Source organism: Streptomyces sp. NBC_01268, assembly GCF_036240795.1.
In the GTDB taxonomy this organism is placed as follows: domain Bacteria; phylum Actinomycetota; class Actinomycetes; order Streptomycetales; family Streptomycetaceae; genus Streptomyces.
In genome coordinates this window covers 559,594-585,049 of record NZ_CP108454.1, presented here as the reverse complement: position 1 = coordinate 585,049, position 25,456 = coordinate 559,594, and the positions used below count along the sequence as shown (strand labels likewise).

The window sequence follows — 25,456 nt, the reverse complement described above, 5'->3', positions numbered from 1 at the left end:
CGCCCGCCCACCCGTCCGGTTCCCCTGCCTCGACTGCCTCGCCCGCCCCCGACGGAGCCGCCATGCACAGCAACCGACGCCTGATCGAGCAGCGGCTCGACCGCGTCCTGAACCAGCGCATCCGCCCCGCCGCCCACGCCCGGACGGCCCCGCTCCAGGTGCGGATCTGGGACGTCCCCGGCGAGCCCGTACCCGTGGCGGAGGGCCTGGCCGCCCCGTACCGGCCCGTCGCCGTCGGGCACCGGTGGGGGCCGGCCTGGACCACCAGCTGGTTCGAGGTCAGCGGACGGGTGCCCGCGGAGTGGGCGGGCCGCCGGGTCGAGGCCGTCGTCGACCTCGGCTTCGACGTGACCGGCGCGGGCTTCTCGACCGAAGGCCTCGTGCACCGGCCCGACGGCACCGTGATCAAGGCGCTCAACCCGCGCAACTCCTGGATCCCCGTCGGCGACCCCGTCACCGGCGGCGAGACGTTCACCTGCTACGTCGAGGCCGCCGCCAACCCGACCGTCCCCTTCCCCGGCGAGGGCCGGCACGCCCCGACCCTCGCCGGGGACCGGCCCGTCTGGCTCACCGCCGGCGACGAGGGCCGGGGTGCCGGCGAGGATCCGCTCTACCGGCTCCGCCGCGCCGACCTGGCCGTCTTCGACCAGGACGTGTGGGAACTCACCCAGGACCTCGACGTCCTCGGGCAGCTCATGCACGAGCTGCCCGAGGGGTCCGAGCGCCGCTGGCAGATCCTGTACGCGGTCGAGCGCGCCCTCGACGCCGTCGACCTCCAGGACATCGCCGGCACCGCGCCCGCCGCCCGCGACGCCCTGCGGCCCGCCCTGGCCGCCCGCGCCGCCGACAGCGCCCACCGGGTCTCCGCCGTCGGCCACGCCCACATCGACACCGCCTGGCTGTGGCCGCTGCGCGAGGCGTCCCGCAAGGTCGCCAGGACCGTCTCCAACGTCACCCGCCTGATGGACGACCACCCGGACTTCCGCTTCGCCATGTCCCAGGCCCAGCAGCTCGCCTGGCTCAAGGAACGCCGCCCGGAGCTCTACGCGCGGGTCCGCGAGAAGGTGGCGACCGGACAGTTCCTGCCCGTGGGCAGCCTGTGGGTGGAACCCGACACCAACATCACCGGCGGCGAGGCCTTCGCCCGGCAGCTCATCCACGGCAAGCGCTTCTACGCGGGTGAGTTCGGCGTCGAGACCGAGGAGATGTGGCTCCCCGACACCTTCGGCTACAACGCGGCGATGCCCCAGCTCATGAAGCTGGCCGGGGTCCGCTGGTTCCTCACCCAGAAGATCTCCTGGAACACCACCAACAAGTTCCCCCACCACACCTTCTGGTGGGAGGGCATCGACGGCACCCGCATCTTCACCCACTTCCCGCCCGCCGACACCTACAACGCCGAGGTGACCCCGGGCGAACTCGCCCACGCCGTCCGCAACTTCCAGGACAAGGGTGCGGCCAACAGCTCCCTCCTGCCCTTCGGGTACGGCGACGGCGGCGGCGGTCCCACCCGCGAGATGCTCGCCCGCGCGCGGCGCCTCGCCGACCTCGAGGGCGCCCCCAAGGTCGTGATCGAACCGCCGGCCGACTTCTTCGACCGCGCCCACGCCGAGTACCCCGACGCGCCCGTGTGGCTCGGCGAGCTCTACCTCGAGTTCCACCGGGGCACGCTGACCAGCCAGCTGCGCACCAAACAGGGCAACCGGCGCAGCGAACACCTGCTGCGCGAAGCCGAACTGTGGGCGGCGACGGCGACCGTGCGCACCGGCGCCCCCTACCCGTACGACGCCCTCGACCGGCTGTGGCGGACGGTCCTCCTCCACCAGTTCCACGACATCCTGCCCGGCTCCTCCATCGCCTGGGTGCACCGCGAGGCCGAGGAGACCTACGCGGCCGTCACCGGCGAGCTCGACGGTCTCGTCGACGCCGCCCAGCGCACCCTCGCGGGCCCCGGTCCCGGCACCGTCGTCTTCAACGGCGCCCCCTTCGCGCGGGGCGGCGTCGACGCCTTCGGCGCCGCCCCGCGCGCCGAAGACCCCCACCCGCCCGTCCCGCCCGTGCCCCAGGGCGCCGGGCACGTGCTCGACAACGGCCTGGTGCGCTTCGAGATCGACGCCCGCGGCCTCGTCGTCTCGGCCGTCGACCTCGCCGCCGGCCGCGAGGCCCTGGCCCCCGGGACGGCCGCCAACCTGCTCCAGCTCCACCAGGACTTCCCCAACGAGTACGACGCCTGGGACGTCGACGCCTTCTACCGCAACACCGTCCGCGACCTCACCGAAGCCGACTCCGTGACCGCCGTCGACGACGGCGTCCTGGTCCTGCGCACCTTCGGCGACTCCCGCGTCCGCCAGCTCCTCTCCCTGCGCGAGGGCGCCCGTCGCCTCGACATCGACACCGAGATCGACTGGCACGAGCGCGAGAAGCTCCTCAAGGCCGCCTTCCCCCTCGACGTCCGCGCCGACCACTCCACCGCCGAGATCCCCTTCGGCCACGTCAAGCGCCCCACCCACACCAACACCAGCTGGGACGCCGCCAAGTTCGAGATCTGCGCGCACCGCTTCCTCCACGTCGGCGAACAGGACTGGGGCGCGGCCCTGGTCAACGACTCCACCTACGGACACGACGTCACCCGGGACGTGCGCGAGGACGACGGCGGCACCACCACGACCGTCCGCCTCACCCTCCTGCGCGCCCCCCGCTTCCCCGACCCCGACGCCGACCAGGGCCGGCACCGGCTGCGCTACGGCTTCGTCGTCGGAGCGGGCATCGCCGACGCCGTCCGCGAGGGCTACGCAGCCAACCTGCCCGAGCGCGCCGTCCCCGGATCCGCGCCCGTGACGCCCCTCGTCGGCACGGACCACGCGGGCGTCGTCGTCGAGGCCGTCAAGCTGGCCGACGACCGCTCCGGCGACGTCGTCGTCCGCCTCTACGAGGCCCACGGGGCGCGCGCCCGCACCGTCCTCACCACCGTCTTCCGCTGGACCGGCGTCACCGTCACCGACCTGCTGGAACGCCCCCTCGACGCGGACCCGCCCGAAGGCCCGCCCGCGACCGGCGACCGGCGGCTGCACCTGACCCTGCGCCCGTTCGAGATCCGTACCCTCCGCTTCGCCCGGGAGGCCGGCGCGTGACCGCGATCCTCTTCGACATGGACGGCACCCTCGTCGACACCGAACGCCTCTGGCAGCAGGCCGTCGAGGAGGAGGCCCGACGCCTCGGTCTCCCCCTCGGGGACGCGGACATCGCCTTCGTGCGCGGGCGCGCGATCGAGGACACCGCCGTGCACCTCGCCACGCTCGCCGGCGCCCCCACCGACCTGCCCCGGCTCTCCGCCGCCCTCGGGGAACGCTTCGCGGAACTGGTCCGGGGCCGGGTCGTCCCCTTGCCCGGCGCCCTGGAACTGCTGGCCGCGCTCCGCTCCGCGGGCGTGCCCACCGCGCTGGTCTCGGCTTCGCCCCGGTCCGTCGTCGACACCGTCCTCGACACCCTCGGGCGCCACTGGTTCACCACCTCCGTCGCCGAGGGCGAGACCCCGCGCACCAAGCCCGCCCCCGACCCGTACCGGGCGGCCATCGCCACCCTCGGCCTCACCCCGGACGTGTGCGTGGCCGTCGAGGACACCCCGACCGGGGTCGCCTCCGCCGAAGCGGCCGGCTGCGCCGTCGTGGCCGTGCCCTCGCTCACCGCCATCCCGCCGGCGCCTCGCCGCCGGGTGGTCCGCAGCCTGCTGGACGTGGACCTCGCCCTGCTGCGGGACCTGGCGGCGGCCCCGGGAAATCCCGTCGAGACCGCGGACGATCTCTGACAGGGTGACCCCCGTCCCGTAACGCCGTCCGAGCCTCCCGGCCCTCCACCAGCTCCCCAGGGGAACCCCATGCCGCGTGCCGTCGAGTTGATCCGCTCCGCCTCCCTCTCCGACGTCGCCGAGTACGCCTACGCGGCCACCGCCCCGGCCGAGGCGCGGCTGGTCTTCCTCGCCGGGGCGTGCCCGCTCGACGCGGACGGCGCCACCGTCGCCGTCGGGGACGTCGCCGGCCAGGCCGCCCAGGCCGTGGCCAACCTGCGCACCGCCCTCGCGGACGCCGGCGCCACGCTGCACGACGTCATCAGCACCCGCGTGCTCGTCGCCACCCACCGGCAGGAGGACCTGGTGAAGGCGTGGGAGGTGGTCCGCGACGCGTTCGGCGCCCACGACGTGCCCAGCACCCTGATGGGGGTGACCGTGCTCGGCTACCGCGACCAGCTCGTGGAGATCGAGGCCGTCGCGGCCGTCCTCGACTCCTGATCGCCCGTCAGCGCGGGAGCTCCTGCTCGGCCCAGATCGTCTTGCCGCGACGGCTGTAGCGGCTGCCCCAACGGGTCGTGAGCTGGGCCACCAGATACAGGCCCCGGCCGCCCTCGTCGGTCAGCCGCGCCCGCCGCATGCGCGGATGGGTGGCGCTCGGGTCGGACACCTCGCAGATCAGCCGCCCGGCCCGGATCAGGCGCACCTCGACCGGGCCGCCCGCGTAACGGATCGCGTTGGTGACCAGCTCGCTGAGCACCAGCTCGGTGGTGAAGACCAGTTCGTCGAGGTCCCACGCCCGCAACCGCGCCGCCGCGGCCTCGCGCACCTGCCCGACCGCCGCCGGATCGGCCTCGACCGGCCAGCAGACCGCGTCCTCCGGCGGGACCGTGCGGGTGCGGGCCAGCAACAGGGTCACGTCGTCCGCGAGCCCGACGACGGGCCGGCCCGTCACGATCTCCCGGCCCAGCTCCCGCAACGGGCGCGACAGGGCTCCGGGCCGGGCCAGCCGGGCGGCCAGTTCGGCCATGCCCGCGTCCAGGTCGCCGTCGCGGCCCTCGATGAGACCGTCGGTGTACAGCGCGAGGACGCTGCCGGGAGCCAGGTCGACCTCCGTCGTCTCGAACGGCAGCCCTCCGACGCCCAACGGCGGCCCGGGGTCCACCGGCAGGTACGACACTCTGCCGGCCGGATCCGCCACCACGGGCGGAGGATGCCCGGCGGAGGCCACCGAGCAGCGCCGCGAGACCGGGTCGTAGATCGCGTACGCGCAGGTCGCCCCGGTGGTCGGCGAGGCGTGCCGGTCCCGCCACCCGTCGGCGTCCGGGTCGTCCCCGTACGCCGGGTCCGCCGGGTCCGCCGGGTCCGCCGGTCCCTCGGACTCGGCCGGCAACTGGGCGACCAGGTCGTCGAGATGGGCGAGCAGCTCGTCGGGTTCGAGGTCGAGGTCCGCGAGCGTGCGCACGGCCGTGCGCAGCCGGCCCATGGTCGCCGTCGCGGCCAGGCCGTGCCCGACGACGTCCCCCACGACGAGGGCGACCCGCGCGGAGGACAGCGGGATCACGTCGAACCAGTCCCCGCCGACCCCGGTCGCCGTCCCGGCCGGAAGGTAGACGGCGGACGTGCTCGCCCCGGGCGTCTCGTTCTGCGTCGGCGGCAGCATGCTCCGCTGGAGCCCCACGGCCGCCCGGTGCTCCCGCGTGAACCGCCGGGCGTTGTCGAGCGCGAGGGCGGCCCGGGCGGCGATCTCGCGCAGCAGATCCCGCTCGGGCGCCTGGTACGGCCCCCGGTCCGCGTTCCGGCCCAGCGACACCCGGCCGAGCACCATGCCGCGGGCCCGGAGCGGGGCCGTCATGGTCATCGGATAGCCGTCGACCGCCGGGACGTCGACGCCCGGTCCGGTGAGGGGGCTGTCGTCGGCCGGGACGGTGGCGAGGACGACGTCGGCGGGGAGGAGGGGGGCGGGGTCCGTGGGGGGCACGGCGTCCGGGCCGCTCCGGGTGTGGCCGGTGGGTCCGGTCGCCGCCTGGCTCCCGCCGTCCGCGGCCGGCTCCGGGAGCCGGCCCGCCACGGCGGTCCGGCGCAGCAGCAGGCGGCCCTCGCGGTCGGGCACCGGTTCCTCGCCGTGGGCGACGCCGTCGGCGATCTCCACGACGGCCAGGTCGCCCAGGTCGGGCACCAGCGCGGCGGCCAGCTCCCGGCCGGTGTCGGTGACGGACAGGGAGCGCCCGACGGACGCGGTGGCGCGGTGCAGCAGGGCGAGACGCTCGCCCGACCTGCGCAGTTCGGTCATGTCGGTGAACAGCGCGGTCAGTCCCAGGACCTGCCCGTCGGGGGACTGCAGCCGGAACGCCGAGATCGAGATGACGACCCCGCCGCGCGGGTCGTCGAGCGTGCGCAGGACCTCCTCGACCCCGATCAGCGGCGTGCCGGTGCGCAGCACCCCGCGCAGCTTCTCCTCGATGGCGTCCGCGTCCCCGGGCCACAGGAAGTCGCCGAGGCGGCGCCCCCGCAGGTCGGGCGGCACGCCCGTGTACGGCAGGAGGTGGGTGTTGGTCCGCAGGAGCCGCAGCCCCGGGTCGAACACGGCGAGCCCCACCCGGTCCTGGAGGAACAGCTCCCGGACGAACGCCCGGTCCTGGTGCTTGCGGACGGCCCGGGCCTTCGGGGTGGCCAGCACCAGGCACCCGGCGGGCCCGCCGTTCCCGGCGAGGTCGAACGCCCGGAAGACCACGGGCAGTTCCGCGCCCCGGTTGGTCCGCAGGACCGCGTCGCCGCGCCGGACGCCCGCCCGGTACGAGGCCGCCAGCGCCGGCCAGGCCGAGGGATCGGCGAGGAGCGCGCGGGCGGAGTGGCCGACGACGTCGGTGGCGGACCGGCCGATCAGGGCCCCGGCCTCCGGTGTCCAGCCGTCGATCCGGCCCCGGCCGTCGAGCAGGGCGGCGGCGCTGTCCTCGGTGAAGGGCGGCAGGACGTCGTCCGGCAGGCGCGCGTCGCTCACGGCGCCCCCTTTCCGTGCGGCTGTCCGGCCCGGGCGATCAGCAGCGCCACGTCGTCGTGGTCGTCCGGGCCGCGCAGCGCGCCGAGCAGCAGGTCGCAGGTCTGCTCCAGGGGGAGCGGGGCGCGGTCCAGGAGGTCGGTGAGGGCGTCCAGCCGTACGTCGATGTCCTGGTCCCGGGTCTCGACCAGGCCGTCGGTGTACAGGACGAGGTCGTCGCCCGTCACGAACGGGATCTCCCGGCTCTCGAAGGGGACGCCGCCGACGCCCAGGGGCGCGCCCGCGGGCAGGTCCAGCAGGCGGGGGGGCCGCCCGGCGGAGACGTGGACGGGCGGCGGGTGCCCGGCGTTCGCGATCCGGCAGCTGCCGTTGTACGGGTCGTACACGGCGCACACACAGGTGGCCATGGCGTCGTCGAGATCGGCGGCGGTGCGGTCCAGGTGCTCCAGGACCACGGCCGGCGCGAGCCCGAGCGCGGCGAGGGTGCGGGCCGCGGTGCGGAACTGCCCCATGGTCGCGGCCGCGTTGATGCCGCTGCCCATCACGTCGCCCACGACCAGCGCGGTCTTGCCGTCGGGCAGCGGGATCGCGTCGAACCAGTCGCCGCCGACCTCGACCGACTCGGAGGCGGGCTGGTAGCGGTACGCCACGTCGAGGCCGTTGAGCCGGGGCGGCCCGTGCGGCAGCAGGTGCCGCTGGAGGGCCAGGGCGGCCTGGCTCTGGTGCCGGTACCAGCGGGCGTTGTCGATGGCGACCGCCGCGCGGGCCGCCAGCTCCCCGGCGAGCAGGACGTCGTCCTCGTCGAACGGCACGGAGTTGCGGGCCCGCTTCAGGTCCAGCACCCCGAGGACCACGCCGCGGGCGCGCAGCGGGACGGCCAGGTAGGAGTGGATGCCGGCCAGCCGCAGCAGCGCGGCGGCGCCCTCGCTGCGGGCGATCCGGGGCAGGTCGCCGTCGGTGACGTGCTGCACGAGGACCGGGCGGCCGGTGCGGGCGCACTGGGTGACCAGCCGCTCGGCGCCGTAGCGGGCGGGCTCGCCGACGGGGTCGGCGGCCTCCTGCGCCGGGGTGGTGTACGCGGCCTTCACCGCGAGCGCCCGGAACACGGCCGGGCCCGAGGTCCGGGCGGGCCCGGCGTGCGGTCCGGTCAGGATGGACTCCAGGACGTCGACGGCGGCGATGTCCGCGAACTCCGGCACCACCAGGTCCGCCAGCTCGTGGGCGGTGAGGTCCAGGTCGAGCGTGGTGCCCACCCGCTCGGAGGCGTCCGCGATCACCGCGAGCCGGCGGCGGGCCCGGGCGGCGGTCCTGGCCGCCTGGTGCTGGTCGGTGACGTCCCTGACCGCGACGGCGACCCCCATGACCCGCCGCTCGGGCGTCTGGAGCCGGTAGAGCGAGACCGACCACATCCGCTCCACGCCGTCGGGCCCGGTCACTCCCCGCATGCTCCGGGCGAGGACCGACCGCCCGGTGTCCAGGACCTCGCGGAGTGCCGTCTCCAGCGCCTCCGCGTCCGGCGACGCCAGCGCCTCCGGGACCGTGCGCCCCTGGTGGCCTTCGGCGGCGAGGCCGTCGATCCGTTCCAGCGCGGGGTTGACCAGGACGAAGCGGAGGCCGTGGTCCAGCACGGCCAGGCCGATCGGGGAGTGGGTGACCAGGAGCGAGGACAGGGACAGGTTCTGCTCCACGTCCTGGACGGTGGCCCGGTCCGAGGCGAGCCCGAGCGCGTAGGGCCGCCCCTGCTCGTCCTGGAGCCGGGTGTTGCGGAACTCCACCAGGATCGTGCGGCCGTCCTTGTGCCGTACGGGGAAGACCCCGGCCCAGGGCCCGGCGCCCGACATCACACGGGCGAACAGCGACCGCACCAGTTCCCTCTGCTCCTCCTCCACCAGCAGCGTGACGGCGGGGCGGCCGAGTGCCTCGGCGGTCGGATAGCCGAAGACCACCTCCGCCTGGGGGCTCCACAGGACGATCCGCCCGCGCTCGTCCAGGACGACGGCGGCCACCCCGAGCACGTCGAGGAGACCGCCCGGCTCCATGGCGAGATCGCCGTCCGCCGGGTCCGGACCGGCAGGGAAGGCCGCCGCGCTCATCCAGACCGTGTCCCTCCTCCACCCCGCAGCCCCTCCATCATCCCGCCCCGGAAGCGGACCGCCAGTCGTGAAAATCGTGAAAGAGATGAAGACGGGAGCCGGGAAATGTGGAGGAGTGCTGACAGGTCCGTGAGTGTTCCGTCGCGAAACCCCCGGAGGATTGCTGTCCGTGATGGCTCGCGAATTGCCCGACTGATCAGTAACAAGTCTCTGACCTGGAAGAACAAGGTGATCGTCGGGACGGGAGCGCAGCACTGGACGGATAGCGGACGGCAGGTATGGTCGGGCCCGTTCATTCGTCGATTCGTCTCGGGGAATTCCGTGGGGGAGAGGGGAAAAGGGGCACACGCGGACTCCGCGGGCGAAGACCGACCAAAGACGTTCGAGGCGAGGCGGACCGATGGCAGCTGGTGGTGACGGGCGGCAGGGGGGCTGGTTCGGGCCGGGCCCGGGCGAGCGGCCCACCGCGGCGCAGGCACCCGCGGCAGGGCGGGCGGCCGTGCCGGACGACGCGCCCGACGCGGTGTTGCTGCGCCGGACGATGGCCGAGATCGAACCGATCGCGGACAAGGTCACCTCGTACTTCTACGCCCTGCTCTTCCTCCGCCACCCCGACCTGCGGGCCCTCTTCCCGGCGGCGATGGACGCCCAGCGCGACCGGCTCTTCAAGGCGCTGCTCACGGCCGCCACGCACGCCGAGGACACCGCCACCCTCACCGCGTACCTGACCGGGCTCGGCCGCGGCCACCGGAAGTACGGCACGCTGCCCGAGCACTACCCGGCCGTCGGCGAGTGCCTGATCGGCGCCCTCGCGCAGCACGCCCCGCACAGCTGGGGCCCGCGGACCGAGGCGGCCTGGGTGGGCGCGTACACCGCCATCTCCCAGATCATGATCGACGCGGCCGCCCAGGACGAGCTCCGGGCCCCCGCCTGGTGGCAGGCGGAGGTGGTCGCCCACGAGCCGCGCACCGCCGACGTCGCCGTCGTCACGGTCCGCCCCGACCAGCCGTACCCCTTCCGCGCCGGGCAGTACACCGCCCTGGAGACACCCTGGTGGCCACGGGTCTGGCGGCACTACTCCTTCGCCTCCGCGCCCCGCTCCGACGGCCTGCTCTCCTTCCACGTGAAGGCCGTGCCCGCGGGCTGGGTGTCGAACGCGCTCGTGCACCGCGCCCGGCCCGGGGACGTCCTGCGGCTCGGCGGCCCCAGCGGCTCGATGACCGTCGACCACCACACCGACAACGGACTGCTGTGCCTCGGTGGCGGTACGGGCATCGCCCCCATCAAGGCGCTGGTCGAGGACGTCGCCCAGCACGGCAGGCGCCGCTCCGTCGACGTGTTCTACGGCGCCCGCAGCAACGACGACCTGTACGACATCGAGACCATGCTGCGGTTGCAGCAGTCGCACCCCTGGCTCTCCGTGCGCCCGGTCGTCGACACCGGTCCCGGCTCGGCCCTGTCCGGGGGCCTGTCCGGAGCCGTGCGCGAGTTCGGCCCGTGGCACACGTACGAGGCGTACCTCTCCGGCCCGCCCGGCATGATCCGCCGCGGTGTCGACACCCTCGTGGGCATCGGCATCCCCACCCACCGCATACGGCACGACTCCATCGAAGAACTGGTCGGGGCGAGGAATTGAGCACCTTCGAGCACACCGGTCCGCGGTCGGCGACCCCGCCGCGCACCGTCCGCCCGGGAAGCGACGGCGAGCACCTGGTCCAGCGGCGCACGGGCACCACCGAGCGCGCCGACCGGTTCTACGCCGAGCAGGTCCTCGACCGGCTCAACCCCCGGATGCGGGAGTTCGTGGCCCGCCAGGAGATGTTCTTCCTGGCCACCGCCGACCGGCACGGGGCCTGCGACAACACCTTCCGGGCTGGCCCGGCCGGCTTCCTCCACGTCCTGGACGAGGTGCGGCTCGCCTACCCCGAGTACCGGGGGAACGGGGTGCAGGCCAGCCTCGGCAACATCGAGGAGAACCCGCACGTCGGCCTCCTGATGGTGGACTTCCTCCGGGACCGCGTCGGGCTCCACGTGAACGGCACGGCCCGGGTCGTGGCCGACGACGAGATGCGCGCCGGCCACCCCGGACTCACGGTCGACCCGGTGCCGGGGCGGCGCGCGCTGAGCTGGGTGGAGATCACCGTGGAGGAGGCGTACATCCACTGCGCCAAGCACATCCCGCACCTCCAGAAGGTGCCGCGGCACGGCCAGGGCCGGGCGTGGGGCACCGACGACGTCCGGCGCAAGGGCGGCGACTTCTTCGGCGCCGCGGCGGACGCGCCGGAACGGGGACCGTTCCTCCCGCCGCCCCGCGCGGGCGCGGAGACGTGGCGGGCGGAGGCCGAGCGGGTGCTGGAGCGGGCGGAGCGGCGGCGCCACGCGTCCGAGGGGTTCAGCGGCTGGTTCAGCAGGGGTGTCGAAAGCCGGATTCCCTAATCCCTCAAATCAATCGGATCCGGACATGTCCGATTAAAGGGTGGCCGGTGATCTGAGTCACGGTCGGACGTTCTCGCGGAACGCTGTCGTGGCGTCACGCGTCAGCGTCCGGCAACCAGTTGGGGAAATGGATCACAGAGCGCCGATTGATCCTTTTCCGCCCCATAAAAGATCTGCTTGCTTTTGCGAATCAGGCCCTTGTTCTCGCTGTTCTCCTTCGCCTACGGTCACCCGCAATCCGGACGGAACGCCGAATCCTGCCGCCGCCCGGGCACCGCACTCACCCACTCGTACGGCAGGAGCGGGGGACCCAGGTTCGCCGCCGTCCCGGTCTCCGGGGCGGCTCGGGGTGCAGCCGCGCGCAGCGCGGCCGGGCAGCTCCTGCCCGAACCCGACAGCTCACCTCGCAGGCGAAGGAGAGGAATTCGCCATGCGTGGACCCGGGAAGCACCGCCGCCCCAAGAACACCCCGCTCGCCCGCGGACTGGCCGTCGTCGGCATCACCGGCAGCGCCGCACTCGTCCTGCCGCTCGCCGGGGCCACCGGCGCGGCGGCCGAGACCCCGAGGGCCCCGCAGGCGGTGCACGCCGTCGCATTCGTCGCAATCGAAAAGGCGGCGGTCGGGACGGCGAAGGCGAGCGGCCCCGTCCGCTATTCCGTGGTCGCCGGCGACTCGCTCTCGAAGATCGCCCGGAAGCACCACGTGAGCGGCGGCTGGAAGACGATCTACCGCGACAACCGCGCCGCCGTCGGCGCGGACCCGGGCCTCATCCGCCCCGGTCTGCGACTCACCATCGACACCAAGAACGCCAAGGGTGCCGGGAGCGCGGCGCGTCCGGCGGTGGCGCGTACGGCAGCCGCGACCGGCGCCGCCGCCGCGCGTCCGGCGGTCTCGCACCCGTCGTCCGCCGCGTCGCCCGCCGTGGTCCAGGCCGCGGTCTCGTCGGCGGCCTCGGCCGTCTCGTACTCGAACGACCTGGACGGCTGGATCCGCGAGTCCCTCGACATCATGGCCAGGAACGGCATCCCGGGCAGCTACGACGGCATCTACCGCAACGTCATGCGCGAGTCCTCGGGCAACCCGCTGGCCATCAACAACTGGGACTCCAACGCCCTCGCCGGCACGCCGTCCAAGGGCCTGCTCCAGGTGATCGAGCCCACCTTCCAGGCCTACCACGTGGCCGGCACGGCCTTCGACCTCTACGACCCGGTGGCCAACATCACGGCCGCCTGCAACTACGCGGCCGCCCGCTACGGCTCGATCGACAACGTCAACGGCGCCTACTGACGGGGCCGGGCGGCCTCCGGGTCGGAGTCTCCGCCGAGGTGGCCTCGATCCCACGGCCGCACCGCCGACGGCTTCGGGACGTGCGGCGACGTCGCCGGTGAGCGCCTGTGGACCGCGTCCCAGAAGCTCACCGGCGTCCGTCACGCCTCACCGGTCGGCCAGACGCCTGCGCCTCGCCCGCCGTTCAGGCGAGGAACTCCCGGTCGCGGGCCACCACGACGCCGCCGTGCACGACCAGGTCCCGGCGCGGCATGTCCACCACGACCTGGGGCAGGCACTCGCCCCGTACGAGGACGAAGTCGGCCGGCGCGCCGGGCCGGAGGTCGGCGTGCGGCAGGCCCATGACGTCCGCACCGCCGTTCGCGGCGACGCCGTAGCAGTCGGTCAGCTCGTCGTCGAGGCGGACGTCCGTGACCCAGCCGAGCAGGTGGGCGCGGTGCATCATGTCCGCGTTGCCGAACGGGCTCCAGGAGTCCCGCACGCCGTCGGATCCGAGGCCGACCCGTACGCCGTGCTCGCGCAGCCGGGCGATCGGCAGGACCAGCGAGTCGGAGGGGGCGACGGTCGTGAGGGCGATGTCCTGGGCGCCCAGATCGGCGGCGATCGCGCCCAGGTCGCGGTCGGACAGGGCGGGCAGGCAGAAGACGTGGCTGACGGTGACCTTGCCCGAGAGGGAGAGGGCGCGGGTGCGGTCGATGATGCCGCGCATGGCCTTGATCCCCTTCTCGCCGCGGTCGTGCAGGTGGATGTCCACGCCGACGCCGTGGCGGTCCGCGATGCCGAAGACCAGGTCGAGCTGCTCCTCGAGGGCCTGGTCGAAGCCGATGGGGTCGATGCCGCCGATCATGTCCACGAGTCCCTCGCGGGCCGCGTCCTCCAGCAGCTTCGCCGTCCCCGGGGTCCGGATCACACCGTGCTGGGGGAACGCGACGATCTGGACGTCGAGCGCGTGCCGAAGCCGCGCCCGCGCGTCGGCGACGCCCTGCACTCCGGCCAGGCCGTACGCCGGGGCCACGTCGGCGTGGGCGCGCATCGCCCGGGTGCCGCGGGCGACGGCGTGGGACATCAGCCCGTACGCGCGCTCGGCGACCGGCCGGCGCTGGCTGCGGAACAGCTCCACGTCCTGCGCGACGTAGTCGGCGATGCCGCTCGCCGGGCGCCGCGACACCCAGGAGCCGCCCCAGGTCGTCTTGTCGGGATGGATGTGCGCGTCCACCAGCGACGGAAGCGCGATCCGGCCCCCGCCGTCGACGACCTTCGCCCCGTGCGGTGCGGGGCGGCCCGAGACGCGCCCGTCGACGACCACGAGGTCCGTCGGCTTCGCCGCGCCGAAGACGCGCACGTTGCGGAAGACCACCGTCCTGTCGCGCTGCCGGCCGGCAGCGGCGCCGGTGGCCGCCACTGCTTCGACGGGGGCGGCCGTCGCGGGGGCGGCGGCGCCCGCGGTGGCCGTCGTTCCGGCCAGGGCGGCGGCGCCCGCCAGCATCGTGCGACGGGAGAGCGCGGGGGAGGGGGAGGACGGCTGCATGGGGACTCCTTGAGGAGGGGGCCAACGGCTCCCCGTTTTTGTATACCAATCAAGGTGCACCGAACAAGGGAAGGGCATCAGGGGCGGGGAATCGCCAGATGGAAGCCGATCCTGAAGGCATCGCCAAGGGGGAGCTGGAGTCGGGCCTCGCTTTTGGTATACAAATTCTCTCAGGCGTCGCCGAAGAGGGAGCGCAGGGCGACCGCCCGGCTGTCCCGCACGTGCAGCAGCGTGCTGGCCCCCGCCGCCTCCGCGTCCCCCGCGGCGATGTGCCGGAACATCTCGGCGTGCTGGGCCCGCATGTGGGCGGGCTCCTCGCGGAGCCCGAAGAGCAGGCGCAACTGCCAGCTCAACTGCTCCATCATGCGCGCGAGCAGCGGATTGCCGGCCATGGCGACGACGCCCTCGTGGAACGCCGTGTGCGCGGCGACCTCCCGCGTCCCCTCGGCCTCGGCCGCCGCCGACTCGGCCTGGTGGAGCGTCGCCTCCAGCGCGGTCAGCCCCGCGGGGTCACCCGCCGCCGCGACCCGGGCCGCGAGCCGCGAGGCCTGGACCGCCAGGGGCTCCCACACCTCGTACAGATGCTCCACGTCGGTGCGCTCCAGGCGCCGTACGCGCACCCCGCTGTGCGGGAGCAGTTCGAGCAGGCCCTCGGCGACGAGCGCACGCAGCGCCTCGCGGACGGGTACGCGCGACATGCCGAGCTCCTCGGCGACCTCCCGCTCGACGAGCCGCGCGCCCTGTTCGTACCGCCGGTCGACGATGCGCTGCAGGACGGCCTCGCGGGCCCGCGCTCCGAGCGGGCCCGATCCGGCCTCCTTGGCCGTCGCCCCGGCCCTGCTGCTGTCCGCCACCTTGTCCGACCTCTTCCGTCCTCGCGCCGGGACCACCCGGGCCCGCCGCGCCGAGGATACGACGGGCGGGCCCGGCCGGACGGATCAGACGGCCGCGGGTTCGGCCGTCTGATCGGCGGCGGGCGCGGGCGCCGCCGTGGCGCGGGGGCCCTGGGCGGCGCGCAGGCCGAACCGCGCGATGACGGCGACGAGGGCGAAGGCCGTCGCCCCGATCCAGAAGGTGAGGGTGAAGCCGGACTCCGCGGGCAGCGGCGGGACACCCGCCGGCAGGTGCTCCAGGGTCTTCGAGGCCAGGATCGTGGTGACGACGGCGCTGCCGATCGCACTGCCGGTGGAGCGGGAGATGGAGTTGATGCCGTTGGCGATGCCGCTCTGGTGGTGCGGGACGCTCGCCATGATGACGGCGGGCATCGCCGCGTAGCCGAAGCTGACGGCCGCGCCGACGATCACGCCGGCGCCGATCACCGAGACGGTGTGGCCGTGGTCCAGGGCCAGCCAGCCGAAGCCGACGGCGCCGAGCGCCGCGGCCAGGACCAGCGCCGTACGGGGCCCGCGGTGGCGGACCAGCTGGCCGCCGACCGGGGAGGCGAGCAGCGACACGATCGCGCCGGGCAGCAGGAACTGCACGGAGGCGCGCAGGATCGACGCGTCGAACCCGTACCCGGTGAGCGCCTGGGGCATCTGGACGAGGTACGAGACGCCCAGGAAGTTCGCGAACATGCCGAAGCCGACGAGGATGCCGGCCAGGTTGGCCATGAGCACCGGCCGGTGCACGAACATGCGCATGTCGACGAGGGGCTCGCGGACCTTCAGCTCGATCAGGACCCAGACACCGGTCATGACGGCCGCGCCCGCGAAGCTGCCCAGTGTGCGGCCGGAGGTCCAGCCCCACTCGTGCCCCTGCGAGATGGGCAGCAGGAGGAGCAGCAGGGTGGCGCCGAGGGCCAGCGCGCCGAGGAAGTCGGTGCGGCCACCGGTCTTGTGGCGGGTCGCGGGGACCAGGAAGAGGACGGCGAGCAGGGCCAGCGCGGCGAAGCCGGTCGCCATCCAGAAGGCGCTGCGGTAGTCGGCGTCCGGGCCGGAGGTCAGCAGGCCGGTGGCGACGAGCGCGAGGCCGCTGCCGAAGGCGAGGGTGCCGCTGACCAGCGACATCGCGCCGGGCAGCTTCTGCGGCCGGACCTCCTCGCGCAGGACGGACAGCGCGAGCGGGAAGATCGCCGTCGCCGCGCCCTGGAGCACGCGGCCCAGGATCAGCAGGGGCAGCGAGGTCGCCAGGGCGGCGACGACGGAGCCGACGACCATGACGCCGAGCACCGCCACGAGGGTGGGCTTCTTGCCGTGCTGGTCGCCGAAGCGGCCGAGCAGCGGCGTGAACACGGCGGCGGAGAGCAGCGTGGCGGTGGTCACCCAGCTCACCTCGGCCGTGGAGACGCCCAGGTCGGCACGGATCAGGCCGAGGATCGGGACCGGCAGGGTCTGCATCATCGACACGACCATGGCGGCCAGGCTCAGGGCGAAGACGATGACGGTCTCGCGTCTGGCGCCGGCGGTGGACGGCGGGGTGGTGGTGCTCATGTGGGGGCCTTCTCCATGCCTCATCGCTCCGCCCCTCATCGCTTCAGGACGTCGATGTTTGATGTCATCAAGTAGTTCATCGATGACGGTAGACCCCGATATTTAAGATGGTCAAGTAAACAATTGATAATGTGAAAGATCTTGAGTACGCTCGAACCATGAGCGCGACGGCCCCCGAGACCCCCGACAAGCTCCAGCTCCTGGAGCTCCTCGCCGCCATCGGCACGGCCCAGTGGCGGGACTTCGCCACCGCCGCCGCCCACCACGGCCTCACCTCCACCCAGGCCAAGGTCCTCGCCCAGCTCGACACCCCGATGCCGATGCGCGCCCTCGCCACCCTGCTGGTCTGCGACGCGTCCAACGTCACCGGGATCGTGGACCGCCTCGAAGCCCGCGAGCTCGTGCGCCGCGAGCCCGACCTCACCGACCGCCGCGTCAAGAACGTGGTGGCCACGGACGGCGGCCGGGAGATCATCCGCCGCGTCCGCGAGGAGATGCAGGCCACCCACGGCGCCCTCGACACCCTCACCACCGCCGAGAGCACCCTGCTCTACACCCTCCTCGGCCGCCTGCGCCCCGGCATGGAGCAGGGCGACCGGGGGCTCAGGTCGCGTTGAGCGCCGTCGTCGGGTCCAGGCGGGAGGCCCGGACGGCGGGATAGAGACCCGCCAGCGCGCCGATGACGAGCGTGGCGGCGAGACCGCCACCGAGCGACCACAGCGGAACCACCGGCGTCCAGCCCTGCACCAGGGCGAAGCCGTGGGTCGCCGCCGCACCCAGGACCGCTCCCGTCACCCCGCCGAGCGCGGACAGCAGCAGCGACTCGGTGAGGAACTGCAGCCGGATCGCCCCCCGGGTGGCCCCGAGGGCCCGCCGCAGCCCGATCTCCTGACGCCGCTCCAGCACGGACACCACCATGGTGTTCGCGACACCGACGCCGCCCACCAGCAGCGCCACCGCCCCGAGGCCCAGCATCAACGCGGTGAGGCCCTTGTCGGTGGCGGCCTTCGCGGCGAGGGCGTCGGACGGGCGCGAGACCTTGACCCCGGTGGGGTCGCCGGGGCTCACCGTGCGGGCCAGCACGGCGCGCACGTCCTCGACCGACCCGTCCGAAGAACGCTCGAAGACCGTGGACGGGTGCCCGTCGAAGCCGAAGTAGCGCTCGGCCGCGGGGAACCCGACCAGCGCCACCCGGTCCAGAGCGGGGACCAGCTCGATCGGTTCGAGGATGCCGATCACCACGACGTACTCGTCGTTCATCATGATCTTCTCGCCGGGCTCGGTGACGCCGAGCCGCCGTGCCGCGACCGCCCCGAGCACGGTCACCGGAAGGCGCTCGTTCGCTCGGTTCAGCCACACTCCACGGCTCACCTCGGCACCCAGCGCGGTGAGCAGATCCGGCCGGGCGGCCTGCGCGGTGACGCCCGCCGTCCGTTCCTCGGGCACGACGTCGCTCCGCCGGATCCGCGCGTCCACGTCGGCGGTGGCCGTCGCGTGCTGGACGGGCCCGATGCGCCGCACCATCGACACGGCGTTCTTGGGCAGGGTGACCTCCTGACCGTACGGATCGCGACCGGCCTCGGCGGTCAGCAGGTTGGTGCCGAGCCGGTCGAGGCGGCTCATCAGATCGGCGCGGCTGGAGGTCGACAGCCCGACCACGGCGATCATGGTCGCGATGCCGATGGCGATGCCGAGCGCGGACAGCACCACCCGGGTACGGCGGGTGCGCAGGCCGACCGCTCCGGTACGCAGCACGTCACGGGGCGCGAGCCGCGCGGGGCGCAGCGGTGCCGGGTTCATGCCTTCCCCTCCTTCCGATGCCGAAGGGAGGCGTCCCGTCCGGCTTCGTCCCTCTCGGCTTCGTCCCTCCGGGATCCGTCCCTCCTGGACCCGTTCCTCCCTGAGTCGTCCACGACCGCGCCGTCGCGGAAGCGCACCCGGCGCGGCAGGGAGTCGGCGATGTCGTGGTCGTGGGTGATGACGCACACCGCGGTGCCGGCGGCGTTCAGTTCGTGCAGGAGTTCCATCACGATCCGTCCGGAAGCGGTGTCGAGGGCGCCGGTCGGTTCGTCGGCGAGCAGCAGGTCCGGTGCGCCCACGAGCGCCCGGGCGATGGCGACGCGCTGCTTCTCGCCGCCGGACAGTTCGGTGGGCCGGTGGCCGAGGCGGTGCCCGAGCCCGACCCGTTCCAGCGCGGCCCGGGCCCGCGCGCGCCGTTCCCGCAGGCCGACGCCCGCGTAGAGGAGCCCGTCGCCGACGTTGTCGACGGCGTCGCGCCCGGCGGACAGATGGAAGTGCTGGAACACGAAGCCGATGTGCCGGGCGCGCAACGCGGACAACTGCGCGTCCGACAGCGCCCCCACGTCCCGCCCGGCGACGTGGACGGTGCCGGTCGTGGGGCGGTCCAGGGTCCCCATGATGTTCAGCATGGTCGACTTGCCGGAGCCCGACGGGCCGACGATGGCGAGGAGTTCACCGGCCCCGACGGTCAGGTCCACCGCGCGCAGCGCGTGCACCGGCCCCGGGTGGGTCTTCGAGGCCCCGCGGAGCTCGACGACCGGAGGCACCGGGGAGCCGGTGCCCACCGGGCCACGAGGGGCGGGCCGCTCGGCGGCGCCGGTCGGGACGGAACCCGGGACGGCGGCTGCCACGGAGCCCGCACCGCCGCCCGGGGCGGTGGCACGACGACGGCCGGCGGTCACGACGCCGCCACCCCCACCCGCATCCCTTCGCGCAGGTGGGCACCGCTGACCTCGATCTTCCCGTCGGCGGTCATGCCGGTCTCCACCCGCACCATCCGGCTCGTGGACCCCTCGACGACTTCGAGCCCGTAGCCGCCGTTCTCGCCGCGCAGCGCCACCACCGCCTCGACGGGTACCACGAGCACCCCCTTCCTGCTCTCGCTCACGAACTTCACGCTCGCCGTGGCCCGGGCGTCCTCGCCCGTCGGCGTCCCGTCGTCGAGGGTCACCTCGACGGTGATCCCCTCCCGGGCGCCCCCGCCCCCGGCCCCGTCGGCGCCCCCGGCCCCGTCGCCGCCGGGCCGTACCGTGCCCGTCACCTTCCCCGGTACCGTCGTCCCACTGGGCAGCGTCACCTCCACGCGGGTGCCCTGCGCGGTCAGCGGCGCGTCCGCCTGGTCGAGGTCGGCCCGTACGACGGGACGGGGCGAGGCGACGGTGAGCACCGGCCGGTCGGGCCCGACCTGGTCGGCCAGGGCCGCGTCCGCCGTGACGACCCTGACCCGGCCCGGCTGGAAGACCACGTCCCCCTTGCCGACCCGACCCGTCGGCTCCCGGTTGAGCGACTTCTGCCAGCGCTTGACGGCGGCCTCCGTCGCCGCGTCGTACCGCGGGTCCACGTACATCCCGCCGCCGAACCCGAGGTCCCGCAGATTGCGTTCCAGCTGGAGGACGTCCGTGCCCCGGTCGCCGGTCCGCATCTCGCGGAACATGGGCACCGGCCCGTACAGCAGGGTGACGGGCTTGTCGTCGAGCTCGTACAGCGCCTGCCCCTGCCGTACGGTCGCGCCCTCCTCGGCCGCCACCGTGACCGTGCCCGGGACCGCCGCCTTCACCGGCCGCCGGCCCGCGTAGTCGAGCCGGCCGTCGACGGTCTTGCTGCTCACCAGGTCGGTCCGTACGACGGTGGCCGTGGCGGGCGGCAGCCCCCGCCCACCGCCCGCGGGCGCCGCCTCCGGCCCGGCGCCGAGCACGACGGCCCCGGCACCGCCCGCCAGGACCACGGTCAGCGCACCACCGAGGAGAAGGGTCCTGCGCCGCGTCACTGCATGCCGTCCAGGCCGTCGAGGAGCTTGTCCTTGCAGGCCGCGACGGCCTGCTTGTACGCGGGGGAGTTACGGTCGAACGACGGGCTCGCCGGATTCGGATCGCCGCCGGGGATCACGTTGCCGCCGGACATCGTCGGGTTCTGGAACCGCGACACGCCCTTCTCGCGCATGCACTGCGCGTGCGCGAGCATCGACTCGTACTCCGTCTGCGCGTCGCGCTCCGGTTCCTCCTGCGCGGCCGCGGTCATCTCGGTCACGCAGACGCCGTTCTTGCCGCCCTTGGACACCTCGGGGTACGTGGGGCTCAGCTCGTCGATCTTCGACCAGTCCAGGTAGCCGCTCAGCTTGGGATCGGGGAACTCCTTGACGCCGCCCTTGCCGCGCATGCACCGCACGTAGTTCATCTGCGCGTCGTAGAAGGCGCCCTTGCCGCCGGCCGCCGACGATCCGCCCCCGCCGGTGCCGCTCGGGGTGGCGGAGGCGGCCGGCGTCTCGTCGGGGACGGTGGCGACCCCGGCCTCCTTGACCCCGCCGTCGGAGCCGCAGGCGACGGCGAAGGCGAGGACCGGGAGCGCGAGGAGCGAGGAGAGGGCGGCACGGGGACGGCGACGGCGCGTACGGGCGGCGGAGGCGTCCGAGGTGTTCGAGGTGTTCGAGGTCATGCGGACGACTCTCAGGCGCCGACGTGACGGTCTCTCCCGCGCCGCTCCATGAACACGTAACACCACATGATGAGAACGTAACAATGCCGGCGGCCTGCGGATCGGGGCCCTGAGCAGGGCGGACGCGGCGAAATCCTCACCCATAATCGGACGCATGCCCCATGTGCTTCTGATCGAGGACGACGCCGCCGTGCGCGACGGCATGGAGCTCGTCCTGCGCCGACACGGCTACGACGTCGACACCGCGGCCACCGGTGAGGAAGCGCTCGCCCTCCTCGACGGCCCGGCCGGGAAGACCGTGGAGCTCGCGGTCCTCGACCTCATGCTGCCCGGCATCGACGGCTTCGAGGTCTGCCGCCGCCTGCGGGCCCGCTCCACCCTGCCCGTCATCATGCTCACCGCCCGCGGGGACGACGCCGACATCGTGCAGGGCCTGGAGGCCGGCGCCGACGACTACGTCGTCAAGCCCGTCACCGCGCCCGTCCTGGAAGCCCGCATCAAGGCCGCCCTGCGCCGGGCCGAGCCGCAGCCCGCCCACCCCGAACGCTCCGAGTACACCGGACTCGTCGTGGACCGCGCCGGACTCACCGTCACCCGGCACGGCACCCCCGTCGCCCTGCCGCCCACCGAGCTGCGCCTGCTCCTGGAACTCTCCGCGTCGCCCGGCCGGGTCCTCAGCCGGGAGCAGCTGCTCGAACGCGTCTGGGACCACGACTACCTCGGGGACTCGCGCCTGGTCGACGCGGCGGTGGGGCGCCTGCGCGCGAAGATCGAGGACGAGCCGGCGCGACCGCGCTACATACAGACGGTCCGCGGCTTCGGCTACCGCTTCGGGCCGGTATGAAGCCGCGCCGCCCCTCGCCGCGGGCCCGGAACCCCGAAGGCGGAAGCCGCCCGGAAGCCCCCCTCCGCCCCCTCCGCTCCCGGCGGGCGCGCGGGCCGTGGCTGGGCAGCCTGCGCACCCGCCTCGTCGTCACCTTCGTCCTCGTCACACTGACCGGCTCCGCCACGGCGACCGTGCTCGCGTACCGCGAGGCGCGGACCGCGATCCTCAAACGCGCCCAGGACTCCTTCCAGGACAACGTGCACGACCGCGTGACGACGCTGGCCCCCGACGTCGACCTGCCGCCGACCGCACGCGGACTCACCGAACTCGCCGAACGCGTCTCGCAGAGCCTCGACGGCGCCCCGCTCGTCGTCACCCGCTACCGCGAACTCCAGGGCAGCTCCGACCGGCTCGCCGACTCGAGCAGGATCACCCCGGAACTGCGCGAGGCGGTCCGCACGCGCTCGGCCATGAGCTTCCAGCGCGTCACCCACCGCGACACCCCGTACCTCGTCGTGGGCACCCCCGTCACCTTCGGGGACGACGGGCGGGCCTCGGGCCTGGAGGTCTACGCCGTCACCTCACTGCGCCCCGAACAGGACGACACGGGGGCACTGCTCACGGCGGTGCGGGACGGCGTCGCCCCCGTCGTCCTGCTCTCGGCGCTCCTCGCCCTGCTCTCCGCCCGCGCCGTCCTGCGCCCGGTGCGCGACCTGGGACGGGCGACCCGGAAGCTCGCCGAAGGCGACCTCTCGATCCGGGTGGCGGTCAAGGGGCGCGACGAACTCGCCAACCTGGCCCAGGACTTCAACGAGACGGCCGACGAGCTCCAGTCCTCGGTGACCCACCTGCGCGACCAGGAGGAACGCGCCCGGCGCTTCGTCGCGGACGTCTCCCACGAACTGCGCACCCCGCTCGCCGCGATGACCATGGTGGCCACCGTCCTGGAGGAGGACGCCGACCAGCTCCCGCCGGACACCGCCCAGGCCGCCCGCACGGTCAGCGCCGAGACGGCGAAGCTGTCCCGCCTGGTCGACGACCTGATGGAGATGTCGCGGTTCGACTCCGGCGCGGCCCGCCTGACCCTCACCGACACGGACGTGGCCGAGGCGATCCGGGCGAGCCTGGCCCTGCGCGGCTGGACGGACGCGGTCCGTACGGAACTCCCCGAAGGCGTACGCGCCCCGCTGGACCGGCGCCGCCTGGACGTCATCATCGCGAACCTGGTGGGAAACGCCCTGCACCACGGAGCGCCCCCGGTGACCCTGACCCTGACCTCGACGCCCACGCCCACCGGCCGAACGGCCGTGGTCACGGTCACCGACCAGGGCCCGGGACTCTCGCCCGAGGCGCTCACCCGCGTCTTCGACCGCTTCTACAAGGCGGACGCGGCACGCACCCGCTCCGAAGGCAGCGGCCTCGGCACCGCCATCTCCCTGGAGAACGCCCGCCTGCACGGCGGAACGATAGAGGCGACGAACGCCCCGGAAGGCGGCGCCGTCTTCACCCTCAGCCTTCCCCTGCCCCTGTCCGAGACCGAGGCGAAGGCCCCCACCGCATGACCACCGCCCCTCCCGTCCTCCGCTCCCTGACGGTCGCACTCGCAGCCCTGCTGACGGCCGCGTCGCTGTCGTCCTGCGGCGTGCAGCCGAGCGGCGTGATCGGCGCGGGTGAACCGCCGACCGGCCTCACCAAGGGCCTCCGCCTCTACTTCGTGTCACCGACGGGCCACCTGGAAGGCGTCTCGCGCCCCGACGTGCAGATCACCGAACTGGACGCGGCCCTCAAACTCCTGGCCGCCGGCCCCACCGACCCGGAACAGGAACGAGGCCTGACCACCCTGGTCAGCCAACTCCCTTACGACGCCACGGGACAGGGCACCCGAGTCACCCTCAGCTCGCCCGGCACCACGTTCTCCGGCAACCGTCGCGACGACCTGGTCAACGGCCAACTCGTCTGCACCCTCGCCCGAGCCCAGTCCGCCCTCCACCCCACGATCCGCCCGGACGACGTCCAGGTCACCCTCAACGGCGAAGGCCGCCCCCTGGGGCCGTACCGCTGCTCCCAGTTCCTGGGCGACCAGTGAGCGTGCGGTACGACGACGCGGACGCTCAGACCGGCTGGATCCGGGTGCGCAGGAGGCAGAACTCGTTGCCCTCGGGGTCGGTGAGGACGTGCCAGTTCTCGGTGCCGGTCTGGCCGATGTCGGCGGGCTCGGCACCGAGGGCGAGGAGGCGCTCCAGTTCGGCGTCCTTGTCGCGGTCGGTGGGGCTGACGTCGATGTGCAGGCGGAGCCTCGCGGGCCGGGGATCGGTGCTGGGGCTGAGGACGAGGGTCGGCTGCGGTCCGCCGAACCCGGTGTCGGCCGGCCCGATCTCGATGCTTCCGTCCTCTTCGCGGCTGAGTTCGACGTAGCCGAGGACCTCGCTCCAGAACGAGGCGAGTCGTTCGGGATCGACGCAGTCGATGACCAGCTCACTGATGCGGCATGCCATGAGGATCAGTGTAGGGGTGTTCACGAAGGAGCTCGGCGTCGACCGGAACGACGCCGAGCTGCGCTACGGGGACGAGGAGTCCGTCAGCCGAGGCCCTCGGCGTCCAGCCAGGGCCGTCGCCCCGGACCCGTCGGGTGGGTGCCGGTGACGGCCATGACGAGGGAGTAGAGGCTGGTCTCGGCGGTGATGAAGAGGCGGTTGCGCTTGGTGCCGCCCCAGGAGATGTTGGCGACCGCCTCGGGGACGTCCAGGCGCCCGATGAGGGTGCCGTCGGGGTCGTAGCAGTGCACGCCGTCGTCCATCGCCGCCGCCCAGAGCCGGCCGTCGTCGTCGAAGCGCAGGTTGTCGAAGCGGGCCCGGGGGCGGGCCGAGGCGTCGGCGAAGACCTTGCCGTCCGAGAGGGTGCCGTCCTCGCGCACCTCGAAGACCCGGATGCATCCCGCGCGCGTGTCGGAGACGAACAGCTGCCGCTCGTCGGCCGCGAAGACCAGACCGTTCGGCGCGCCGAAGCCGTCGGCGACCAGACGGACCGTGCCGGTCGAGGGATCGACGCGGTAGACGTTGTTCGCACCGATCTCGCTCGTGGCGCGGTGCCCCTCGTAGTCGCTGGTGATGCCGAAGTCCGGGTCGGAGAACCAGATCGAGCCGTCCGACTTCACCGTCGCGTCGTTCGGGCTGTTCAGCCGCTTGCCCTGCCAGCGGTCGGCCAGCACGGTGACCGTGCCGTCGTGCTCGGTCCGGGTCACCCGGCGATTCCCCTGCTCACAGGTGATCAGGCGGCCCTCGCGGTCCAGCGTGTTGCCGTTGGTGTGCCCGGCGGTGCGGCGGAAGACGCTGACGGCCCCCGTCTCCTCGTCCCAGCGCAGCATCCGGTCGTTGGGGATGTCGCTCCAGACGACCTGCCGCCAGGCGGGCAGGTAGACGGGCCCCTCCGCCCAGCGGCAGCCCGTGTACAGGACCTCCAGCTCCGCGTCGCCGTTCATGCACCGGCCGGTACGGAACCGCTCGTCGAACATCTCGTACAAGGCGGGGCGTTCGGTGGGCGTGGGCATGCCGTTCTCCTCGTGATGAGATCTGCCGAATCACCTTCGGCCTGTGACCGACACTGATGGATGGGATACGGTCTC

The 25,456-nt window shown here is 73.7% G+C and carries 21 protein-coding genes and 1 riboswitch; of the genes, 10 read left to right on the top strand and 11 right to left on the bottom strand.

Annotated elements, in window-relative coordinates:
- Window positions 1-62 precede the first annotated feature (62 nt).
- The 3 genes from OG309_RS02500 (at window position 63) to OG309_RS02490 (ending at window position 4,285) form a co-directional block, all read left to right on the top strand.
- Complete coding sequence (locus OG309_RS02500) at window positions 63-3,131, top strand: alpha-mannosidase (protein WP_329417951.1); 3,069 nt, start codon at window positions 63-65, stop codon at window positions 3,129-3,131.
- Window positions 3,128-3,805 carry an HAD family hydrolase gene (locus OG309_RS02495; RefSeq protein WP_329417949.1) on the top strand — a complete coding sequence of 226 codons (678 nt, stop codon included), beginning with the start codon at window positions 3,128-3,130 and terminating at the stop codon, window positions 3,803-3,805. Before OG309_RS02500 ends, OG309_RS02495 begins: the two co-directional genes overlap by 4 nt.
- Before the next feature lie 69 nt (window positions 3,806-3,874).
- A complete protein-coding gene (locus OG309_RS02490) occupies window positions 3,875-4,285 on the top strand; it encodes a RidA family protein (protein ID WP_329417946.1) in 411 nt (136 codons plus the stop codon).
- A gap of 7 nt (window positions 4,286-4,292) precedes the next feature.
- On the opposite strand, the gene OG309_RS02485 is transcribed toward OG309_RS02490, so the two are convergent.
- Both OG309_RS02485 and OG309_RS02480 read right to left on the bottom strand, forming a co-directional pair.
- Window positions 4,293-6,785 (bottom strand): SpoIIE family protein phosphatase, encoded by a 2,493-nt coding sequence (locus tag OG309_RS02485; RefSeq protein WP_329417943.1) that lies wholly within the window; start codon window positions 6,783-6,785, stop codon window positions 4,293-4,295.
- Entirely contained in the window at window positions 6,782-8,875 is a 2,094-nt protein-coding gene (locus tag OG309_RS02480; protein WP_329417940.1) for a SpoIIE family protein phosphatase, read from the bottom strand. Before OG309_RS02480 ends, OG309_RS02485 begins: the two co-directional genes overlap by 4 nt.
- A 400-nt stretch (window positions 8,876-9,275) precedes the next feature.
- Between OG309_RS02480 and OG309_RS02475 the strand changes: the two genes are divergently transcribed.
- From OG309_RS02475 to OG309_RS02465, 3 genes are all read left to right on the top strand, one after another.
- On the top strand, window positions 9,276-10,511 hold the full coding sequence (locus OG309_RS02475; protein ID WP_329417937.1) for a globin domain-containing protein: 1,236 nt from the start codon (window positions 9,276-9,278) through the stop codon (window positions 10,509-10,511).
- Window positions 10,508-11,311: a pyridoxamine 5'-phosphate oxidase family protein gene (locus OG309_RS02470; protein ID WP_329417934.1), complete on the top strand. Its 804-nt coding sequence runs from the start codon at window positions 10,508-10,510 to the stop codon at window positions 11,309-11,311. The genes OG309_RS02475 and OG309_RS02470 overlap by 4 nt, the downstream gene beginning before the upstream one ends.
- A gap of 271 nt (window positions 11,312-11,582) precedes the next feature.
- A riboswitch (cyclic di-AMP (ydaO/yuaA leader) is annotated at window positions 11,583-11,737 on the top strand.
- Between the two features lie 4 nt (window positions 11,738-11,741).
- Window positions 11,742-12,599 (top strand): LysM peptidoglycan-binding domain-containing protein, encoded by an 858-nt coding sequence (locus OG309_RS02465; RefSeq protein ID WP_329417931.1) that lies wholly within the window; start codon window positions 11,742-11,744, stop codon window positions 12,597-12,599.
- 184 nt (window positions 12,600-12,783) lie between these two features.
- Here the strand turns inward: OG309_RS02465 and OG309_RS02460 are convergent, their stop codons facing one another.
- The 3 genes from OG309_RS02460 to OG309_RS02450 all read right to left on the bottom strand — a co-directional run bounded on the left by OG309_RS02460 (window position 12,784) and on the right by OG309_RS02450 (window position 16,556).
- Window positions 12,784-14,127, bottom strand: coding sequence for an amidohydrolase (locus OG309_RS02460; RefSeq protein WP_329417928.1), 1,344 nt, complete (start codon window positions 14,125-14,127; stop codon window positions 12,784-12,786).
- Between the two features lie 170 nt (window positions 14,128-14,297).
- Complete coding sequence (locus OG309_RS02455; RefSeq protein ID WP_329417925.1) at window positions 14,298-14,981, bottom strand: GntR family transcriptional regulator; 684 nt, start codon at window positions 14,979-14,981, stop codon at window positions 14,298-14,300.
- An 84-nt stretch (window positions 14,982-15,065) separates the two neighbouring features.
- Window positions 15,066-16,556 carry an MFS transporter gene (locus tag OG309_RS02450; RefSeq protein ID WP_329417922.1) on the bottom strand — a complete coding sequence of 497 codons (1,491 nt, stop codon included), beginning with the start codon at window positions 16,554-16,556 and terminating at the stop codon, window positions 15,066-15,068.
- Between the two features lie 158 nt (window positions 16,557-16,714).
- Here OG309_RS02450 and OG309_RS02445 point away from each other — a divergent pair, with 158 nt between their 5' ends.
- Window positions 16,715-17,173 (top strand): MarR family winged helix-turn-helix transcriptional regulator, encoded by a 459-nt coding sequence (locus OG309_RS02445; RefSeq protein WP_329417920.1) that lies wholly within the window; start codon window positions 16,715-16,717, stop codon window positions 17,171-17,173.
- Here OG309_RS02445 and OG309_RS02440 read toward each other — a convergent pair.
- From OG309_RS02440 to OG309_RS02425, 4 genes are all read right to left on the bottom strand, one after another.
- Window positions 17,160-18,356, bottom strand: a complete 1,197-nt coding sequence (locus OG309_RS02440; protein ID WP_329417918.1) for an ABC transporter permease — start codon at window positions 18,354-18,356, stop codon at window positions 17,160-17,162. The two genes, OG309_RS02445 and OG309_RS02440, sit on opposite strands and share 14 nt — an antisense overlap.
- Window positions 18,353-19,141 (bottom strand): ABC transporter ATP-binding protein, encoded by a 789-nt coding sequence (locus OG309_RS02435; RefSeq protein ID WP_329428090.1) that lies wholly within the window; start codon window positions 19,139-19,141, stop codon window positions 18,353-18,355. The genes OG309_RS02440 and OG309_RS02435 overlap by 4 nt, the downstream gene beginning before the upstream one ends.
- 113 nt (window positions 19,142-19,254) lie before the next feature.
- On the bottom strand, window positions 19,255-20,343 hold the full coding sequence (locus OG309_RS02430; RefSeq protein ID WP_329417916.1) for a peptidoglycan-binding protein: 1,089 nt from the start codon (window positions 20,341-20,343) through the stop codon (window positions 19,255-19,257).
- Window positions 20,340-21,008 carry a hypothetical protein gene (locus OG309_RS02425; RefSeq protein ID WP_329417913.1) on the bottom strand — a complete coding sequence of 223 codons (669 nt, stop codon included), beginning with the start codon at window positions 21,006-21,008 and terminating at the stop codon, window positions 20,340-20,342. The genes OG309_RS02430 and OG309_RS02425 overlap by 4 nt, the downstream gene beginning before the upstream one ends.
- 154 nt (window positions 21,009-21,162) lie before the next feature.
- On the opposite strand from OG309_RS02425, the gene OG309_RS02420 reads away from it, so the two are divergent.
- Genes OG309_RS02420 through OG309_RS02410 form a run of 3 tightly spaced genes read left to right on the top strand, consistent with a single transcriptional unit; the run spans window position 21,163 to window position 23,920 of the window.
- Window positions 21,163-21,852 (top strand): response regulator transcription factor, encoded by a 690-nt coding sequence (locus OG309_RS02420; protein ID WP_329417912.1) that lies wholly within the window; start codon window positions 21,163-21,165, stop codon window positions 21,850-21,852.
- Entirely contained in the window at window positions 21,849-23,396 is a 1,548-nt protein-coding gene (locus OG309_RS02415; protein WP_329417910.1) for an ATP-binding protein, read from the top strand. Before OG309_RS02420 ends, OG309_RS02415 begins: the two co-directional genes overlap by 4 nt.
- A complete protein-coding gene (locus OG309_RS02410; RefSeq protein ID WP_329417908.1) occupies window positions 23,393-23,920 on the top strand; it encodes a hypothetical protein in 528 nt (175 codons plus the stop codon). Before OG309_RS02415 ends, OG309_RS02410 begins: the two co-directional genes overlap by 4 nt.
- A 25-nt stretch (window positions 23,921-23,945) precedes the next feature.
- Here OG309_RS02410 and OG309_RS02405 read toward each other — a convergent pair whose 3' ends face one another.
- Window positions 23,946-24,329, bottom strand: coding sequence for a VOC family protein (locus tag OG309_RS02405; protein WP_329417906.1), 384 nt, complete (start codon window positions 24,327-24,329; stop codon window positions 23,946-23,948).
- A gap of 83 nt (window positions 24,330-24,412) precedes the next feature.
- A complete protein-coding gene (locus OG309_RS02400) occupies window positions 24,413-25,381 on the bottom strand; it encodes an SMP-30/gluconolactonase/LRE family protein (RefSeq protein ID WP_329417903.1) in 969 nt (322 codons plus the stop codon).
- Window positions 25,382-25,456: the final 75 nt, after the last annotated feature.

What these genes read in the sequence shown, in the direction of transcription:
- OG309_RS02500 (WP_329417951.1), top strand. Translation starts at nt 63, where the DNA reads ATGCACAGCAACCGACGCCTGATCGAGCAGCGGCTCGACCGCGTCCTG.
- OG309_RS02440 (WP_329417918.1), bottom strand. Translation starts at nt 18,356, where the DNA reads ATGAACCCGGCACCGCTGCGCCCCGCGCGGCTCGCGCCCCGTGACGTG.
- OG309_RS02405 (WP_329417906.1), bottom strand. Translation starts at nt 24,329, where the DNA reads ATGGCATGCCGCATCAGTGAGCTGGTCATCGACTGCGTCGATCCCGAA.
- OG309_RS02410 (WP_329417908.1), top strand. Translation starts at nt 23,393, where the DNA reads ATGACCACCGCCCCTCCCGTCCTCCGCTCCCTGACGGTCGCACTCGCA.
- OG309_RS02465 (WP_329417931.1), top strand. Translation starts at nt 11,742, where the DNA reads ATGCGTGGACCCGGGAAGCACCGCCGCCCCAAGAACACCCCGCTCGCC.
- OG309_RS02415 (WP_329417910.1), top strand. Translation starts at nt 21,849, where the DNA reads ATGAAGCCGCGCCGCCCCTCGCCGCGGGCCCGGAACCCCGAAGGCGGA.
- OG309_RS02460 (WP_329417928.1), bottom strand. Translation starts at nt 14,127, where the DNA reads ATGCAGCCGTCCTCCCCCTCCCCCGCGCTCTCCCGTCGCACGATGCTG.
- OG309_RS02425 (WP_329417913.1), bottom strand. Translation starts at nt 21,008, where the DNA reads ATGACCTCGAACACCTCGAACACCTCGGACGCCTCCGCCGCCCGTACG.
- OG309_RS02445 (WP_329417920.1), top strand. Translation starts at nt 16,715, where the DNA reads ATGAGCGCGACGGCCCCCGAGACCCCCGACAAGCTCCAGCTCCTGGAG.
- OG309_RS02450 (WP_329417922.1), bottom strand. Translation starts at nt 16,556, where the DNA reads ATGAGCACCACCACCCCGCCGTCCACCGCCGGCGCCAGACGCGAGACC.
- OG309_RS02420 (WP_329417912.1), top strand. Translation starts at nt 21,163, where the DNA reads ATGCCCCATGTGCTTCTGATCGAGGACGACGCCGCCGTGCGCGACGGC.
- OG309_RS02490 (WP_329417946.1), top strand. Translation starts at nt 3,875, where the DNA reads ATGCCGCGTGCCGTCGAGTTGATCCGCTCCGCCTCCCTCTCCGACGTC.
- OG309_RS02475 (WP_329417937.1), top strand. Translation starts at nt 9,276, where the DNA reads ATGGCAGCTGGTGGTGACGGGCGGCAGGGGGGCTGGTTCGGGCCGGGC.
- OG309_RS02400 (WP_329417903.1), bottom strand. Translation starts at nt 25,381, where the DNA reads ATGCCCACGCCCACCGAACGCCCCGCCTTGTACGAGATGTTCGACGAG.
- OG309_RS02480 (WP_329417940.1), bottom strand. Translation starts at nt 8,875, where the DNA reads ATGAGCGCGGCGGCCTTCCCTGCCGGTCCGGACCCGGCGGACGGCGAT.